Source organism: Bradyrhizobium sp. AZCC 1588, assembly GCF_036924735.1.
In the GTDB taxonomy this organism is placed as follows: Bacteria; Pseudomonadota; Alphaproteobacteria; order Rhizobiales; family Xanthobacteraceae; genus Bradyrhizobium.
Genome location: NZ_JAZHSC010000001.1, coordinates 2,123,682 through 2,138,036, shown reverse-complemented (window position 1 = coordinate 2,138,036; position 14,355 = coordinate 2,123,682). Strand labels below are relative to the sequence as shown.

General features: G+C 62.6%; 16 protein-coding genes. 11 read left to right on the top strand and 5 right to left on the bottom strand.

Annotation, left to right across the window (positions count from 1 at the left end; translation table 11 throughout):
• Positions 1-22: 22 nt before the first annotated feature.
• Positions 23-325 (top strand): DUF1244 domain-containing protein, encoded by a 303-nt coding sequence (locus V1277_RS09995; RefSeq protein ID WP_334416024.1) that lies wholly within the window; start codon positions 23-25, stop codon positions 323-325.
• Positions 326-620: 295 nt separating this feature from the next.
• Positions 621-893 carry a DUF2312 domain-containing protein gene (locus V1277_RS09990; RefSeq protein ID WP_057847308.1) on the top strand — a complete coding sequence of 91 codons (273 nt, stop codon included), beginning with the start codon at positions 621-623 and terminating at the stop codon, positions 891-893.
• A 212-nt stretch (positions 894-1,105) separates the two neighbouring features.
• On the opposite strand, the gene V1277_RS09985 is transcribed toward V1277_RS09990, so the two are convergent.
• From V1277_RS09985 to V1277_RS09965, 5 genes are all read right to left on the bottom strand, one after another.
• Complete coding sequence (locus V1277_RS09985) at positions 1,106-2,749, bottom strand: DUF882 domain-containing protein (protein WP_334416023.1); 1,644 nt, start codon at positions 2,747-2,749, stop codon at positions 1,106-1,108.
• A 255-nt stretch (positions 2,750-3,004) separates the two neighbouring features.
• The gene (locus tag V1277_RS09980) at positions 3,005-5,152 is read right to left on the bottom strand and encodes a L,D-transpeptidase family protein (protein WP_334416022.1); all 2,148 of its coding nucleotides are present in this window, start codon (positions 5,150-5,152) and stop codon (positions 3,005-3,007) included.
• A 357-nt stretch (positions 5,153-5,509) separates the two neighbouring features.
• Positions 5,510-7,009, bottom strand: coding sequence for a sigma-54-dependent transcriptional regulator (locus V1277_RS09975; RefSeq protein WP_334416021.1), 1,500 nt, complete (start codon positions 7,007-7,009; stop codon positions 5,510-5,512).
• Between the two features lie 103 nt (positions 7,010-7,112).
• Positions 7,113-7,754 (bottom strand): TerC family protein, encoded by a 642-nt coding sequence (locus V1277_RS09970; RefSeq protein ID WP_334372841.1) that lies wholly within the window; start codon positions 7,752-7,754, stop codon positions 7,113-7,115.
• A gap of 120 nt (positions 7,755-7,874) precedes the next feature.
• Positions 7,875-8,147, bottom strand: coding sequence for a hypothetical protein (locus tag V1277_RS09965; protein ID WP_334416020.1), 273 nt, complete (start codon positions 8,145-8,147; stop codon positions 7,875-7,877).
• Between the two features lie 147 nt (positions 8,148-8,294).
• On the opposite strand from V1277_RS09965, the gene V1277_RS09960 reads away from it, so the two are divergent.
• The 9 genes from V1277_RS09960 (at position 8,295) to V1277_RS09920 (ending at position 14,342) form a co-directional block, all read left to right on the top strand.
• Positions 8,295-8,627 carry a helix-turn-helix domain-containing protein gene (locus tag V1277_RS09960; RefSeq protein WP_334365056.1) on the top strand — a complete coding sequence of 111 codons (333 nt, stop codon included), beginning with the start codon at positions 8,295-8,297 and terminating at the stop codon, positions 8,625-8,627.
• A gap of 2 nt (positions 8,628-8,629) precedes the next feature.
• On the top strand, positions 8,630-9,067 hold the full coding sequence (locus V1277_RS09955; RefSeq protein ID WP_334416019.1) for a hypothetical protein: 438 nt from the start codon (positions 8,630-8,632) through the stop codon (positions 9,065-9,067).
• 45 nt (positions 9,068-9,112) lie between these two features.
• Positions 9,113-10,975: a M3 family oligoendopeptidase gene (locus V1277_RS09950; protein ID WP_334416018.1), complete on the top strand. Its 1,863-nt coding sequence runs from the start codon at positions 9,113-9,115 to the stop codon at positions 10,973-10,975.
• A 100-nt stretch (positions 10,976-11,075) separates the two neighbouring features.
• The gene (locus V1277_RS09945) at positions 11,076-11,663 is read left to right on the top strand and encodes a dioxygenase family protein (RefSeq protein ID WP_334416017.1); all 588 of its coding nucleotides are present in this window, start codon (positions 11,076-11,078) and stop codon (positions 11,661-11,663) included.
• A gap of 219 nt (positions 11,664-11,882) precedes the next feature.
• Positions 11,883-12,107 carry an AbrB/MazE/SpoVT family DNA-binding domain-containing protein gene (locus V1277_RS09940; RefSeq protein WP_334416016.1) on the top strand — a complete coding sequence of 75 codons (225 nt, stop codon included), beginning with the start codon at positions 11,883-11,885 and terminating at the stop codon, positions 12,105-12,107.
• Positions 12,108-12,119: 12 nt separating this feature from the next.
• Positions 12,120-12,515 carry a type II toxin-antitoxin system death-on-curing family toxin gene (locus V1277_RS09935; RefSeq protein WP_334416015.1) on the top strand — a complete coding sequence of 132 codons (396 nt, stop codon included), beginning with the start codon at positions 12,120-12,122 and terminating at the stop codon, positions 12,513-12,515.
• Positions 12,516-12,599: 84 nt separating this feature from the next.
• Positions 12,600-12,752: an aa3-type cytochrome c oxidase subunit IV gene (locus tag V1277_RS09930; RefSeq protein WP_138831019.1), complete on the top strand. Its 153-nt coding sequence runs from the start codon at positions 12,600-12,602 to the stop codon at positions 12,750-12,752.
• Between the two features lie 133 nt (positions 12,753-12,885).
• Positions 12,886-14,013 (top strand): Re/Si-specific NAD(P)(+) transhydrogenase subunit alpha, encoded by a 1,128-nt coding sequence (locus tag V1277_RS09925; RefSeq protein ID WP_334416014.1) that lies wholly within the window; start codon positions 12,886-12,888, stop codon positions 14,011-14,013.
• Between the two features lie 11 nt (positions 14,014-14,024).
• On the top strand, positions 14,025-14,342 hold the full coding sequence (locus V1277_RS09920) for a proton-translocating transhydrogenase family protein (protein ID WP_018453812.1): 318 nt from the start codon (positions 14,025-14,027) through the stop codon (positions 14,340-14,342).
• Positions 14,343-14,355: the final 13 nt, after the last annotated feature.

Below are 14,355 nucleotides of genomic sequence, written 5' to 3'. Positions count from 1 at the left end.
ATGTGACGCGGGATCCAAGACCATGACGATCGACGACAAAAACAGAACAGAACTGGAAGCCGCCGTTTTCCGGCGCCTGGTCGGCCACCTGCGTGCCCGCACCGACGTCCAGAACATCGACCTGATGAATCTGGCCGGTTTCTGCCGTAACTGCCTGTCCAACTGGATGAAGGAAGAGGCCGACGCCAAGGGGGTCGCCGTCAGCAAGGACGAGAGCCGCGAGGCGGTCTACGGCATGCCCTATGAGGAGTGGAAGGCGAAATATCAGGGCACCGCCACGCCCGAGCAGCTAGCCGCAATGAAGAAGGTTCATCCCGGGCATTGAGCGTTAGTCGTGCCTGCAAAAGCGATGATCGACTGCGCGAGTCATTCCGGGATGGTGCGTTAGCACCAGACCCGGAATCTCGAGATTCTCAGGGGCGGAAGGCCGCCCCGTAGTTCGACGCTTCGCATCGCCCCGGAATGACGGCTTCTCCTGTGGGCGCGCTGTGGATGAGCGCGATGCTGCCTTGACGCGAGGCCCCCCGATCTTGAGGGTCATCTGCGCAAAAGCGCCGTGCGGTAACGCGTGCGGCGCTTGATCTTTCAGCATCACCATCAGTTCCACTCAGGAGTACCCGATGGCCACCTCCGCCGCCGCCGTCCAGGACGAGCCCGCGACAAGATTCGCCAAAGACCAGCTCAAGGCCATCATCGAGCGCATCGAGCGTCTGGAAGAAGAAAAGAAGACGATCTCCGACGACATCCGTGACGTCTATGCCGAAGCCAAGGGCAACGGCTTCGACACCAAGGCGCTGCGCACCATCGTGCGGATGCGCAAGCAGGATGCCAACGAGCGCGCCGAGCAGGAAACCATTTTGGAAACCTACATGCAGGCGCTCGGAATGCTGTGAGGCTTCCGTCGTCCTGGCCAAGCGAACCAACGGGTCCGGCCCTCGGCCGGCCCGATGACAGGCTCCGTGAGCGCGAGCCGGGACCCATAATCATAAATGGTGATGTTGCGCAAAGCTGGGGCCACAGCCGGCTCTAAGGCGCACGTTTGTGGCTATGGGTCCTCGCGTTCGCGAGGATGACATCGAGATTGTGGAAGCCGTGCGGGCCGCGCCTAGCGCAGCGCGGCGGTGCGCAGCACGAACGACTGCGTCGGCAGTTGCACGGTTGCCGATCCGGTGAAGCGGTCGCAGGTCATGCCCATCATCGGATCTTCCGAGAACGTCATGGAGACCGCGGCCTGCGGCTTGACGAAGTGGGCGCGCATCTGGGTCATCTCGGTGTCGCCGAGCACGGTCGTCGACATTGCGCTGCTGGCACTCGGCGCCAGCATCACCACCCGCATCCAGATATTGTTGCCCTGTGCGGCGGCAAGGCGGGTCGAGGTGGCGACCACGCTGTCCTGACCCTGGGCGCCTTTGGCGACAACGGTGTTGATTTCGGTCGCAGGGGCGCCGGAGTTGCGCGCCGGACGGGCGGGGCGCGGGATAGCCGCGGAGGCGGCGACGATGTTGGAGCGATCGAGCGGCGAAGAAGCGGCTGGCGCGTAGGCCATCGCCTTATTGAACGCGTCGCTGACGCTGGCGGTCGGCTGCGGATCGGTGGCGGCGGCGAGCGCCTGGCGGGCGCGGAGGGCCGCAACCTGCGCCGGGGTTGCCTGGTTCGCCGCGGTCGGCACGTCGTCCCAGAAGCCGCGGGAATTGATGATATCGGCCGGCGTTTGCGGCCTTGGCTCGGCCTTGTCGGCGGACGCCTGCGCAACCTGTTTCGTCTCAGGCTTGTTCGTCTCAGGCTTGGGCTCGGCTCTAGCTTTGGGCGCCGACACGATCTGGGCGTCGGCCGAGGCGAGCTGGATCGTCGCACCGACCGGCTTTGCGCGCGGGGTCGGGACCGGTTCGGCGGATTTCACAGCAGCCACACTGGTCGGTGCAGGCTTCTCGTTCTTGACGGGGGTGCTGGCGGCCTCGTCATCCTCTTCAGTCGACTTGCCGCCCCTGAACAAGGCTGCGAACAGGTTCGGCATCTTGATGGTAGCGGCACTATCGCCATTGCCGCGGCGTTCGATGTCGGCGCGGGCCAGTTCATAGCCCTTCATCGGACCGCCATTGGACGGCAGGTGCACCGTGCGTCCGTCCGGGAATACCCTGGCAAGCTGATCGTGGGTCATGCGCGGCCAGTGACGAACGCTGCCGGTATCGAGGTGGACGAAAGGCGATCCGGAGGTCGGGTAGAAGCCGACGCCGCCGCGCTGTAAGCGGAGGCCGGCGGCGCGGATCTGCTCCAGCGGCACGTCCGGGATGTAGAAGTCCATGGCGTGGCCGAGCATGTGCTGGCTGAAACGCGCCACGCCGGAGGAGCGGCGGCGGAGCATGGAGTTGGTGGCGGGGGAGCGATAGGCGGAGATGATCTGGATCGGCTTCTTGCCGTCGACGTCGCGGTAGACTTCCCAGATGATATCGAACAGGTGCCGATCCATCGTGGTGGAGTCCTGGCTGCGCCAGTCGCGAAGGAAGTGATTGAGCTTCTTCAGCGCCTCTTCGTCGTAGCGCCCGTCGCGCTTGAAGGTGACGGTGAGATCTTCGCCGGAATGGGTATGGTGAAAGGAGAGGGTGCGGGTTTCGTTCAGCGCCGTCGCATCATGCACCGTGCCCGCGCCAGCCAGCAGCAAAAGCGACGTCAAGCCGATCCGACATCCGGCCTTTGGCAGAGCAAGCGGATTGAATTGGCGCGCGAAACCAGCCAGCACGTATGAGCCCACCCAGTCGACGAGCGTTCACGGTGTTTCTTTTGCAGACCCCCGGCAAAAGACGGTGAACGCTTTCTTAAAGCAGGAGGGTTAACCGAGGTTTACCGTCCTGCCCCCAAGCAAGCCTTAACCTAACGCGTTGACTATGGCGAAAAAGTGCCCGGTGTCGAATCCGGATGGATGGTGGTTAACGTAAACAATCTCTCCGGCGAGGAGAGATTGTTGATTTTGTTCGAAAATTCAGCCCTCAGGCGGTAGTGCTCCGGATTACCGGGTGAACCGCGGTTGCGGTCGCCGGCCGATCGGTGCCGGCGGCGTCATGGGCGACGGACCGCCGAACAGGCGCTCGAAGAATGACGGGCCGGACGAGAAGGTGTTGTCGCTGGCGAAGTTGACGCCGGCCGGCAGGCTCGAGCCGGCCGGGCGCGAATAGCTCGGCTGCGCATGGGCAACCATGGCCTCCAAATCCCTGCTGCGGCCGTTCTTGAGCAGGGCGATCATCGTGGCGTCGCGGCCATAGATGTCCTTGCGGATCTGCAGCTTGCCGGCATCGTCCACGAAAGCGGTCTGGTAGGTGATGTTGACCGGGATCGGCGTCGGGAATTTCAGGTCGATCTCGCTGCGGCCGTACATGCTGCGGATCTTTTCCGGCGTATAGCGCTCGTTCGGCATCGTGATGTTGAGCAGGGTCGAGGCGTATTGATCCGGATTCTGCACCCGCATGCAGCCATGGCTGAAGGCGCGCTCTTCCTTCGCGAACAGATGCTTGTCCGGCGTGTCGTGCTGATAGACCAGGAACTTGTTCGGGAAGTTGAAGCGGATGCGGCCGAGCGCATTGGCTTCACCGGGCGGCTGCGAAATGTGGATGCTGCCGTCGCGGCGGCGCTCGAGCCTCAGACCCATGCGATCCAGCACGGTCGGATCCTGCTGCAGCGCCGGCAGATATTCGTTGTAGATGATCGACGGCGGCACGTTCCATGTCGGGTTGACGGTGATGAACTTCATCGTTTCCGTCAGCATCGGCGTGGCGTGCTTGCCCGGCTTTCCGGTCACCACGCGGGTGGTCCACACCGGGGCCCCGTTCTGCATCACCTTCAGCGTGAAGTCGGGCACATTGAGGATGACATAGGCATTGCCGAGCGAGGCAGCGCCGAGTTGGCGCGGCAGCCAGCGCAAGCGCTCCAGATTGACGAGGACGATGTCGATCTGCCGGTCGCGCTTCGGGCTGTTGATCGCCTTCACCGTGCGGTCGTCGAGCACGCCGGTCGGCTTGAGATCGGCGCTCTCCTGGAATTTGCGTACGGCGGCAGCAACCTTGGCGTCGTAATGCGTGCCGTCGGGATTTTCGGCGACGCCGAGCTTGGCGCGCAGTTGCGGCACGCGCGGGTCTTCCGGCGCGACCTCACCCTGCTTCTTGGTGGCGGCCTTGTACGCCAGCGCAGGACCCTCGGCGATGTGGATCATCGGTCCGTCGCCCTGGCCGCGCAGCTCGGCGAGCTTGGCCTTCAGATCCTTGTAGAGCTTGTGCGGCGGGTTGTAGCCGTCGAGCGCCGCGGAAGCGTCCTTGGCAGTCGAGATGTTGGCGAGCACTTCGGCCGGATCGGTCGGGTGCTCGGGGTACTGGATGTCGGCAGCGACCTGCGACCAGTGCATCCGGCCGCTCTGGGCCTGCCGCGCATAGTCGAGCATGCTCGCGGTCAGTTTCAGTTCGGCTTCGGCGAGCTGGTCCGGCGAAGTGGCGGCGGCAAAATCCGGTACCGGATAGTCAGCCGGATTGAGGCCCTCGGCGGCGGCGTCCTTCATGCGGGCGATCACGCCCTTGCCGCTGTCGGTCAATTTGCCCGCTTGCGTCCATTGCGGCGCATAGTCCCGCGTCGAGTAGAACTTCTCGACGGCAGCGCGCTCGTTCTTGCGGTCGAAATAACGCAGCGATTTGGCGCCGAACATGTCGCGCAACCGGTCGGCGACCGGCTGGTCGGCCGGTGCGACGGTGCTGACCTTTACCGGCTCCTTGGCAGGTTCGGGGGCGGGCGCTGTGGCTGTCGCAGCCGGAGGCGTGGTTGTGGCGGCGTCGCTCGGCTTGGCCGCTGGCGCGGTGACGTTCTCCGTCGGCTTGATATCCATCTTGGGTTCAGCCGCCTTCGGGGCCGTCCCCGGTTCGGCCGGCTTCTCTGTTGCCTTGGCCGCATCGGGCACTGCGCCGGTCGAGTCCATCTTGAAATCGCCGATGGTGGGAGGCGGAACGTTAGCGGGCTCGGGACGGGGAACTGCTGCGTCGATCGCGAGTTCGGCAGCACTGGCGCGCGGCGTATCCGACGGAGCCGCCAGTGCTGAGGTCGCTGATACCGTGAGGAAGGTTGCCGCGACGGCCATCAGCACGCGGTCAAATCCTGCACGATTCGAACAGTCACGCATCGTCACACCCCCTTGGGCGAAACTGCCCCGCATGGAACAGTCGTTGGCATCGTTCATAGCTTGCGCGGAAAAGCGCCGGCTTCGGTCGGTTTCTCTGTCGTACGCCTGCACGCCACGATTCAACGCAGACGATACATGTGCCCCTTTATGCAGCCAGCGCCATGCGGGACAACTCACGACAAACTGACCTCAAACTACCCGTTTGCATTCGGGTCACGCGGTTTTGCCACGCCACCCGTCATTTGTCTGTCACCGCCAAGCCACGGTTCAAAAGCTTCCGAACGACCGATGTCCTTGGTTTGCCACGATCTTTGCCACGCGGGCGCCGTAATCGCGTAAGCGCCCGTTGCTCCCATCTCAGCTAGCGTCCTGTGCGCCGCCTTCGGCCGGGTCGTTGGCGGCGGCCTCATCGAGCTTGCGGTAGAGCGTGGAACGACCGATCTTGAGCCGGCGCGCGACTTCCGACATCTGGCCGCGATAATGCGAGATTGCGAAACGGATGATCTCGTTTTCCATGTCTTCGAGCGGCCGCACCTCGCCCGTGGTGGTCAGCATCGAAAGGCTGCCGGCAGTGGCGAGCGGGGCAATTGGTATTTCGCTACCCGAAACCATGGCGGGCGCCGTCGACGGCGCGACGACCAGCGGTTCGCTGTGCGTTAGCTGGCCGTCCGGTACGGCCTGGCCGAGCACTTGCGGGAAATCAGACAGGCCAAGCTGATCGCTCTCGCTCATGACAACGGCGCGATACATGGTGTTTTCGAGTTGACGGATGTTGCCGGGCCAATCGAGCTGCGCGAGATGGGCCACGGCCTCGCCGCTGATGCCGGTGATAGTGCGGTTCTCCTCGGCGGCAAAGCGCGCCAGGAAATGCCGCAACAGATGCGGGATGTCTTCGCGCCGCATCCGCAGCGGCGGGATGGTCAGCGGCAGCACGTGCAGCCGGTAGAACAGGTCCTCGCGGAACGCGCCGCTCTTCACGAGGTCGAGCAGCTTGCGGTTGGTCGCGGAAATGATGCGGACGTCGACCTTCACCGGCTTGCGGCCTCCGACCGCCTCGACGGTTCCTTCCTGCAGCGCGCGCAAAAGCTTTACTTGCGCCGCGAGCGGGAGCTCGCCGACCTCGTCGAGAAACAGCGTGCCGCCGGAAGCTTCGACGAACTTGCCCATGTGCCGTTCGGTGGCGCCGGTGAAGGCGCCCTTCTCGTGGCCGAACAGGATCGATTCCACGAGATTGTCGGGAATGGCGCCGCAATTGACCGCGACGAAGGGTTTTGCCTTTCGTTCGCCGGAACCGTGAATGGCGCGGGCGAACAATTCCTTGCCGACGCCGGATTCGCCCTCGATCAGAACAGGAATGCTGGAAGCTGCCGCCTTCTGCGCGGTGCGCAGCACGGCTGCCATGGTCTCGCTGCGCGTGATGATGTCGGCAAAGGTCAGCCGTCCCTCGCGGCTGTGGCGGATGCGCTGCAATTCGCCCTTGAGCGCCGAGGTGTTGAGCGCGTTGCGCAGCGACACCTGCAGCCGTTCGAAGCCGACCGGCTTGACCACGAAATCCTGCGCGCCGGCGCGCATCGCCGAAACCACATTGTCGATGCCGCCATGCGCGGTCTGCACGATGACGGGGATGCTCAGGCCTGCTTCACGCATTTTTGCGAGCACGCCGAGCCCGTCGAGGCCGGGCATTACGAGGTCGAGCACGACCGCGTCGATCGCTTGCGCATCCGGAGCCGTCAGCAAGGCGACGGCCGCATCGCCGCTGTCGACGACCAGAGGCTCATAGCCGCACTTCTGCACCATGTTTTCAACCAAACGGCGCTGCACGGCGTCGTCGTCGGCAATCAAAATGGTGGCAGCCATGGCTCTCCCCGCACGCTACTGTATTGTACCGAATCGGGGCAATTTCGCCGATGCCGATTAACGTTCTCTTAAACGTTGAAAAAACGGCGTTGTTGAGAAGCGGCTAGGCGTTGAGGTGCGGCCACACTTCGAGCGCGCCGCGATAGCACATGTCGAGAGCCACATAGAGTATGATGGCGAGGCCGACATAGGCGATCCAGCGCTGCTTTTCCAGGAGACGCGCGATGAAGTTGGCGGCGAGCCCCATCAGCGCGATGGAGAGCGCCAAGCCGAAAATCAGAATCATCGGATGCTCGCGCGCGGCGCCCGCGACGGCGAGTACGTTGTCCAGCGACATCGAGACGTCGGCGAGCGTGATCTGCCAGACGGCCTGGCCAAGCGTTTTTTGATGACGTCCACCGGCTGACGCATCGATCGCGCTTGCGGCCGAGAGACTCTGCATTTTCGGTTCATGATGCGACGTACGCAACTCGCGCCACATCTTCCAGCACACCCAAAGCAGCAGAATGCCGCCGGCAAGCAGCAGTCCGATGATTTGCAGCAATTGGACCGTTACGGAGGCGAAGCCGATCCGCAGCGCCGTGGCGGCCAAAATGCCGATCAGAATCGCCTTCTTGCGCTGGCCCTCGGGGAGACCCGCGGCCGCAAGTCCGATGACGATCGCATTGTCGCCGGCGAGCACCAGGTCGATCATCACGACCTGGAAAAACGCTGTCAGGGATTGTGAGGAGATCAGTTCCAGCATGCGGGCCACTCCGTTGATGGTCCAATCCGACATCGCAGTTCACTTGAACTGCCAGAGGGGCCCGGGCTTGGACGCGCGTAGACAAAAGACGCAGTCAGACTGCGGATAAATTCGTTTCCGTTACTCAGGTTGATCCGAGAGCATGAAGAGCCTGACCATCTGGTCCGGCTCGATCAGAACGGAGATGACGACGCCGATGAACGTCAGGCTTCCGGCGAGGTCGAACCACATGATGCGGAATCGGTCGCGCCGGCAGAGCAGCGCGAAGCCGGCCGTTAATGCGGCAACGCCAAAGAGCAGGGTGACGATCGCGGGCGCCAGCGCATCCGCCGGCACCACGTTCCGGATTCCTACGGTCGCAATCAGCGCCACGAGCAGGATGCCGGCGAACAACTCCTTGCCGCGAGCCGCAGGGGAGCGGGCGGTCGTTTCAACAATCTGACTGCGGTCCAAGAAAGCCATCGGATTCTTATTCGCGAGCTGAGATTGTGGTAGGGAACATTACCTACCCGGTCATTCATTCCAGATAGTTTAGTAATCATGAAACGAGTAAAACATCAAGATGGTTCCGCTGAACGTCAGCCGGCTAAGGCCGCGCCGGACGCCAAGCAGTTGCGGAAACTGGCCGGGGATTGGCTGAAGCAGCGAAGGGCGGATGCCGAATTGTCGCAGGCGGATCTCGCTGCCCGCCTCGGCCTGAAATATTACACGTTCATCTCCCAGGTCGAGAACGGGTTCAGTCGAGTTCCAACTGAAATTATGGGAGCTTGGGCCGGCGAATTGGGTCTTGAACCGGCCGCCTTCGCTAGGCATCTGTTAAGGTACTACGAGCCGGAATTGCACCGGCTGCTGTTCGGAGCGGAAAGCACATGAGTGTGGTTGCGTTCGAGCGCAAACAGGATGCGGGCGAGTGGAGCGAGCGAGAACTCAGCACCATCGTTGCGGCTCTGAACGCAGCGCTTGCGCCGGGTACCGGACGCGAATGGGAAACCGGCATGACGGAGAAGCGCGATCCCCAGTTCTACCTGCTGGGACCGCTTCCGGATCAGGCTTGCGAGTTGTGCGTGTCGCGGATCGGCGGACAGTATATCCTTGAGGATGGATGGGGGCGGCTGCTCTTCGAGCACCGAAACCTCGATCTGGTCGTTCTGCACGCGCGGGCGGCAGTCCCGAGCACGTCGTGGCTTATGGTACGCGTGATCGTGTTGTGGTGTGCGATCCGTGGTGTGATGCACGAAAGGATCGAGCCGATGCTCGCCGAAAGCGAGGAGCTGCTTGTCCAATTGGCACCGCAGCTTTCGGCTTTCGCCTGAATCTCCCGCCCAATTTCCTGATCACCTCCCAATTTTGAAAGTGCCATGAGCGGAAAATCTGCGACCTCCCGAGCCGTCAAGACGTCCCGTAAGCCCGTCAAGGGCAGCAAGGCGAGCGCAGCCAAACCCAAAACCGGCAAACTGCCGGAATGGAACCTCGCCGATCTTTATTCCGGCATCGACGCGGCTGAAATCGCACGCGATCTGCAGAAGATGGATACCGACTGCGTCGCGTTTGAAACGGACTACAAAGGCAAGCTGGCGGAAAGCGTTGCCCGCGATGAGGGCGGTCTTTGGCTAGCGGAGGCGGTCAGGCGCTACGAGGCGATTGACGATTTGGCCGGCCGGCTCGGCTCCTATGCAGGCCTCGTTCATGCCGGCGACAGCGTCGATCCCGTGATTTCCAAATTCTACGGCGACGTCTCCGAGCGGCTGACGGCGGCCTCGCTGCATCTCTTGTTCTTCGCGCTCGAACTCAACCGCATCGAAGACGCCGTGATCGAGCGCGCGATGCAAACGCCCGAGCTCGCGCATTACCGGCCGTGGATCGAGGATCTGCGCAAGGACAAGCCGTATCAGCTCGAAGATCGCGTCGAGCAGTTGTTTCACGAAAAATCCCAGAGCGGCTATGCCGCCTGGAACCGGCTGTTCGACCAGACCATCTCCGGCCTGCGCTTCAAGGTCGGGACCAAGGAGCTCGCGATCGAGCCGACGCTCAATCTGCTGCAGGACCGTGCGCCGGAAAAGCGCAAGGCCGCCGCGCAGGCGCTGGCGAAAACGTTCAAGGATAATGAGCGGACCTTTGCCCTCGTCACCAACACGCTCGCCAAGGACAAGGAAATTTCCGATCGCTGGCGTGGCTTCCAGGACGTTGCGGATTCGCGCCACCTGAATAACCGCGTCGAACGCGAGGTCGTCGATGCGCTGGTCGGCTCGGTTCGCGCGGCCTATCCGCGGCTGTCGCACCGCTACTACAATCTGAAAGCCGGCTGGTTCAAAAAGAAGAAGCTGGCGCATTGGGACCGCAACGCGCCGCTGCCGTTCGCGGCGGCCGGCACGATCGCCTGGCCCGAGGCGCAGAAGATGGTGCTGACGGCCTATCGCGGCTTCTCCGCCGAGATGGCCAACATCGCGGAACGGTTCTTCACCGACCGCTGGATCGATGCGCCGGTGCGGCCGGGCAAGGTGCCGGGCGCGTTCTCGCACCCGACCACGCCCTCGGCGCATCCCTATGTGCTGATGAATTACCAGGGCAAGCCGCGCGACGTAATGACGCTGGCGCATGAGCTCGGCCATGGCGTGCACCAGGTGCTGGCGGCGAAGAACGGCGCACTGATGGCGCCGACGCCGTTGACGCTTGCGGAGACGGCAAGCGTGTTCGGCGAAATGCTGACCTTCAAGCGGCTACTGTCGCAGACCAAAAACGCCAAGCAGCGCCAGGCGCTGCTGGCCGGCAAGGTCGAGGACATGATCAACACCGTGGTGCGGCAGATCGCGTTCTATTCGTTCGAGCGCGCCGTGCACACCGAGCGCAAGAACGGCGAACTGACCGCCGAGCGCATCGGCCAGATCTGGCTCAGCGTGCAGGGTGAAAGCCTCGGGCCGGCCATCGACATCCGTCCGGGCTACGAGAATTTCTGGATGTACATTCCGCACTTCATCCATTCGCCGTTCTACGTCTACGCCTATGCGTTCGGCGATTGCCTGGTGAACTCACTTTACGCCGTCTACGAAAACGCCACCGAGGGTTTCGCCGAGCGTTATCTCGCCATGCTCGCAGCCGGCGGCACCAAGCATTATTCCGAATTGCTCAAGCCGTTCGGCCTCGATGCCAGGGATCCCAAATTCTGGGACGGCGGGCTGTCGGTCATTGCAGGCATGATCGACGAGTTGGAGACGATGGGCTGACGGGTTCGGCCCCGGGGACGAAACGGAATTGTGATGGGCGCGGATACAATTTCCGCCGCTGTCACCCTACATGATAGGGGCGACAAGAGGGGAGTGCCCCATGATCGACACCCCGACACGGCGCGCGGTGCTTGGAGCGGGCGTCTTCGCCGCCGGTTCGCTGCTCACGATTGACGCCAGCATTGCTGAGGCCCCGCTAGCCCTCACGCCCGCATGCCATGACGGCGACGCCGCAACGGTGGCGCAGACCGAAGGGCCGTACTTCAAGCCCTCTTCGCCCGAGCGCGCCGAGCTGATTGAAGAAGGCATGGCGGGACAGCCGATCGAACTGGTCGGCTTCGTTCTTACCCGCGCCTGCAAACCGATCGCCGGAGCCTTGCTGGATTTCTGGCAGGCCGACGACAAGGGCCGCTACGACAATTCCGGTTTTCGCCTGCGCGGCCATCAGTTCTCCGATGCGGAAGGGCGCTACCGGCTGCGCAGCGTCGTACCCGGCGCCTATGTCGGCCGCACACGCCATATCCACGTGAAGGTGCAGCCGCGCGGCGGCCGCGTGCTGACCACCCAGCTCTATTTCCCCGGCGAAGCGCTGAACCGCACTGACGGCCTGTTTCGCAAGGAATTGCTGGTACGCACGGCCAAGAACGCCGGCTGGCTCGCCGGGCGTTTCGATTTTGTTGTGGCTTAGGGGCCGGTTGCCGCGCCGTACCTTCAGCCGTTGCGCTTCCGGGCCACGTTCGAGGCGGGGGACTGGTACAAGTCGGGCCAAGAGATCGTAAAACATCTGTTGAACCAGGGGCGAAGCTATGTTATACAGATGTACAACATAGCTTTGGTCTGGATATCGGACATGCGGCTCCTCGAACAGCTTGAGCGCGATCGTGCGCAACTGAAAAGGAATTTCCCGATGAAAATCGAAATCAAGAAAATAGGCAATTCCGATGGTCTCCTGATTCCGCGCGAACTAATGCAGCGGCTCGATCTCAAGCGTGGCCAGCAATTGCACATCACCGAGCTCCCGGGCGGGGGCTTTCAAGCTCTTCCATACGATCCCGACTTCGAGCGGACCATGGAACTGGCGGAAGACACCATGGACAAATACCGCGATACGCTGGCGACGCTGGCAAAGTAATGGAAGTATGGAGTGAACGAGCCGAAAGAGCCGCTTTGGATTACCTTTGAGCAAGCCATCGCAATCCATAGTCGCCAACTACGTCGCTTCGGCGGCGCGCCAGGCCTGCGCGACGAGGGCATGCTACGGTCGGCGCTGGAGCGCTCGATCAACAAGTGGCGGTATGAACGAGCCGAGTTAGCCGAACTCGCTTCAGCTTACGCGTTCGGGCTTGCCAAAAATCATGCGTTTGTCGACGGCAACAAGCGCATGGCTTTCTTGGCGATGCGAATATTCCTCTTGAAGAACGGGATTAGCTTCAACCCGAAACCCGAGCACGCCACCGCCATCATTCTCTCCCTCGCCGCCGGCGAGGTCAGCGAAGAAAGCCTGGCCCGCTGGATCCGGGATAATTGGCCTTCCGAATGACCCGATAGGCAAGGGGCCGTTGCCCTCCCAAACGCTTTGCGGGTAATTGCACGCGAGAAACGCGGATTTTGACTGGGGATACCGATGGCAGACCATAACGAAGTGGCCTACACGACCGCTGACGGCAACGACTATCCGGCCCATGAGCAGACCTATGAAGGGTTCATCATGTTGGTCAAATACGGCACCGTCGCCGTCGTAATCATTGTCGCCCTGATGGGTTATTTCCTGACCTGACGCGTCGCTGCCTGCACCGCCGGCCCCGGCGGTGGCCAGAAATTCGCACGCATGCCGGTTGCGAAACCGGTATCCAACTAAGCGAAAAAGACGCTAGTTTGCTTGCGCGCGCCCGCCGCGCCGGGGAGGCCTCATGAAAATTGCCGTTGCCAAGGAAATCGATCCGTCCGAACCGCGGGTTGCCGCTTCCCCGGACACCGTCAAGAAGTTCAAGGCGCTGGGCGCCGAAGTCGCGATCGAACCGGGTGCTGGCGTCAAGTCGGGCCTGCCGGATTCCGAATTCACCGCCGTCGGCGCCACCGTCAGCGCGGATGCGTTGAAAGACGCCGACATCATCATCAAGGTGAAGCGGCCAGAGGCCTCAGAACTCGCCAAGTACAAGCGCGGCGCGCTGGTGATCGCCATCATGGACCCTTACGGCAATGAGGCGGCGCTGAAGACGATCGCGGATGCCGGCGTCTCGGCATTTGCGATGGAACTGATGCCGCGCATTACGCGCGCACAAGTCATGGACGTGCTGTCCTCGCAGGCAAATCTCGCCGGCTATCGCGCCGTGATCGAGGCGGCCGAGTCGTTTGGCCGCGCGTTCCCGATGATGATGACGGCGGCCGGCACCGTGCCGGCGGCGAAGGTGTTCGTAATGGGCGTCGGCGTTGCCGGTCTGCAGGCAATTGCGACCGCGCGCCGGCTCGGTGCCGTCGTTACCGCAACCGACGTGCGTCCTGCCACCAAAGAGCAGGTCGAATCGCTCGGCGCCAAATTCCTCGCGGTCGAGGACGAAGAGTTCAAGAACGCCCAGACCGCCGGTGGCTACGCCAAGGAAATGTCGAAAGAGTATCAGGCAAAGCAGGCCGAACTCACCGCCGAGCACGTCAAGAAGCAGGACATCGTGATCACGACCGCGCTGATCCCGGGCCGCCCCGCGCCAAGGCTCGTCAGCGCCGAGATGGTCAAATCGATGAAACCGGGTTCGGTGCTGGTCGATCTCGCCGTCGAGCGCGGTGGCAACGTCGAAGGCGCGAAGGCGGGCGAGGTCGTCGATGTCGATGGCATCAAGATCGTCGGCTACACCAATGTCGCCGGCCGCGTGGCGCAATCGGCCTCGAGCCTTTACGCCCGCAACCTGTTCTCGTTCATCGAGACGCTGGTCGACAAGGCGAACAAGGCGCTCGCGGTCAATTGGGAAGACGAACTGGTGAAAGCCACCGCGCTGACCAAGGACGGCGCCGTCATCCATCCGAACTTCCAGCCGAAAGCCTAAGGAGAGAAGCCATGGAGCATGTCGCCCAAGTCGTCGACCCCTTCGTATTTCGGCTGTCGATTTTCGTCCTCGCCGTCTTCGTCGGCTACTTCGTGGTCTGGTCGGTGACGCCGGCGCTGCATACGCCTTTGATGTCGGTGACGAATGCGATCTCCTCGGTGATCGTGGTCGGTGCGCTGCTCGCGGTCGGCGTCGGCATGATCTCGAGCGGCTCGGGCTGGGCGCGCGGCTTCGGCTTCATCGCGCTGATCTTCGCCTGCGTGAACATATTTGGCGGCTTCCTTGTCACCCAGCGCATGCTGGCGATGTACAAGAAGAAGGTGAAGTGAGTGGCGTGCACCT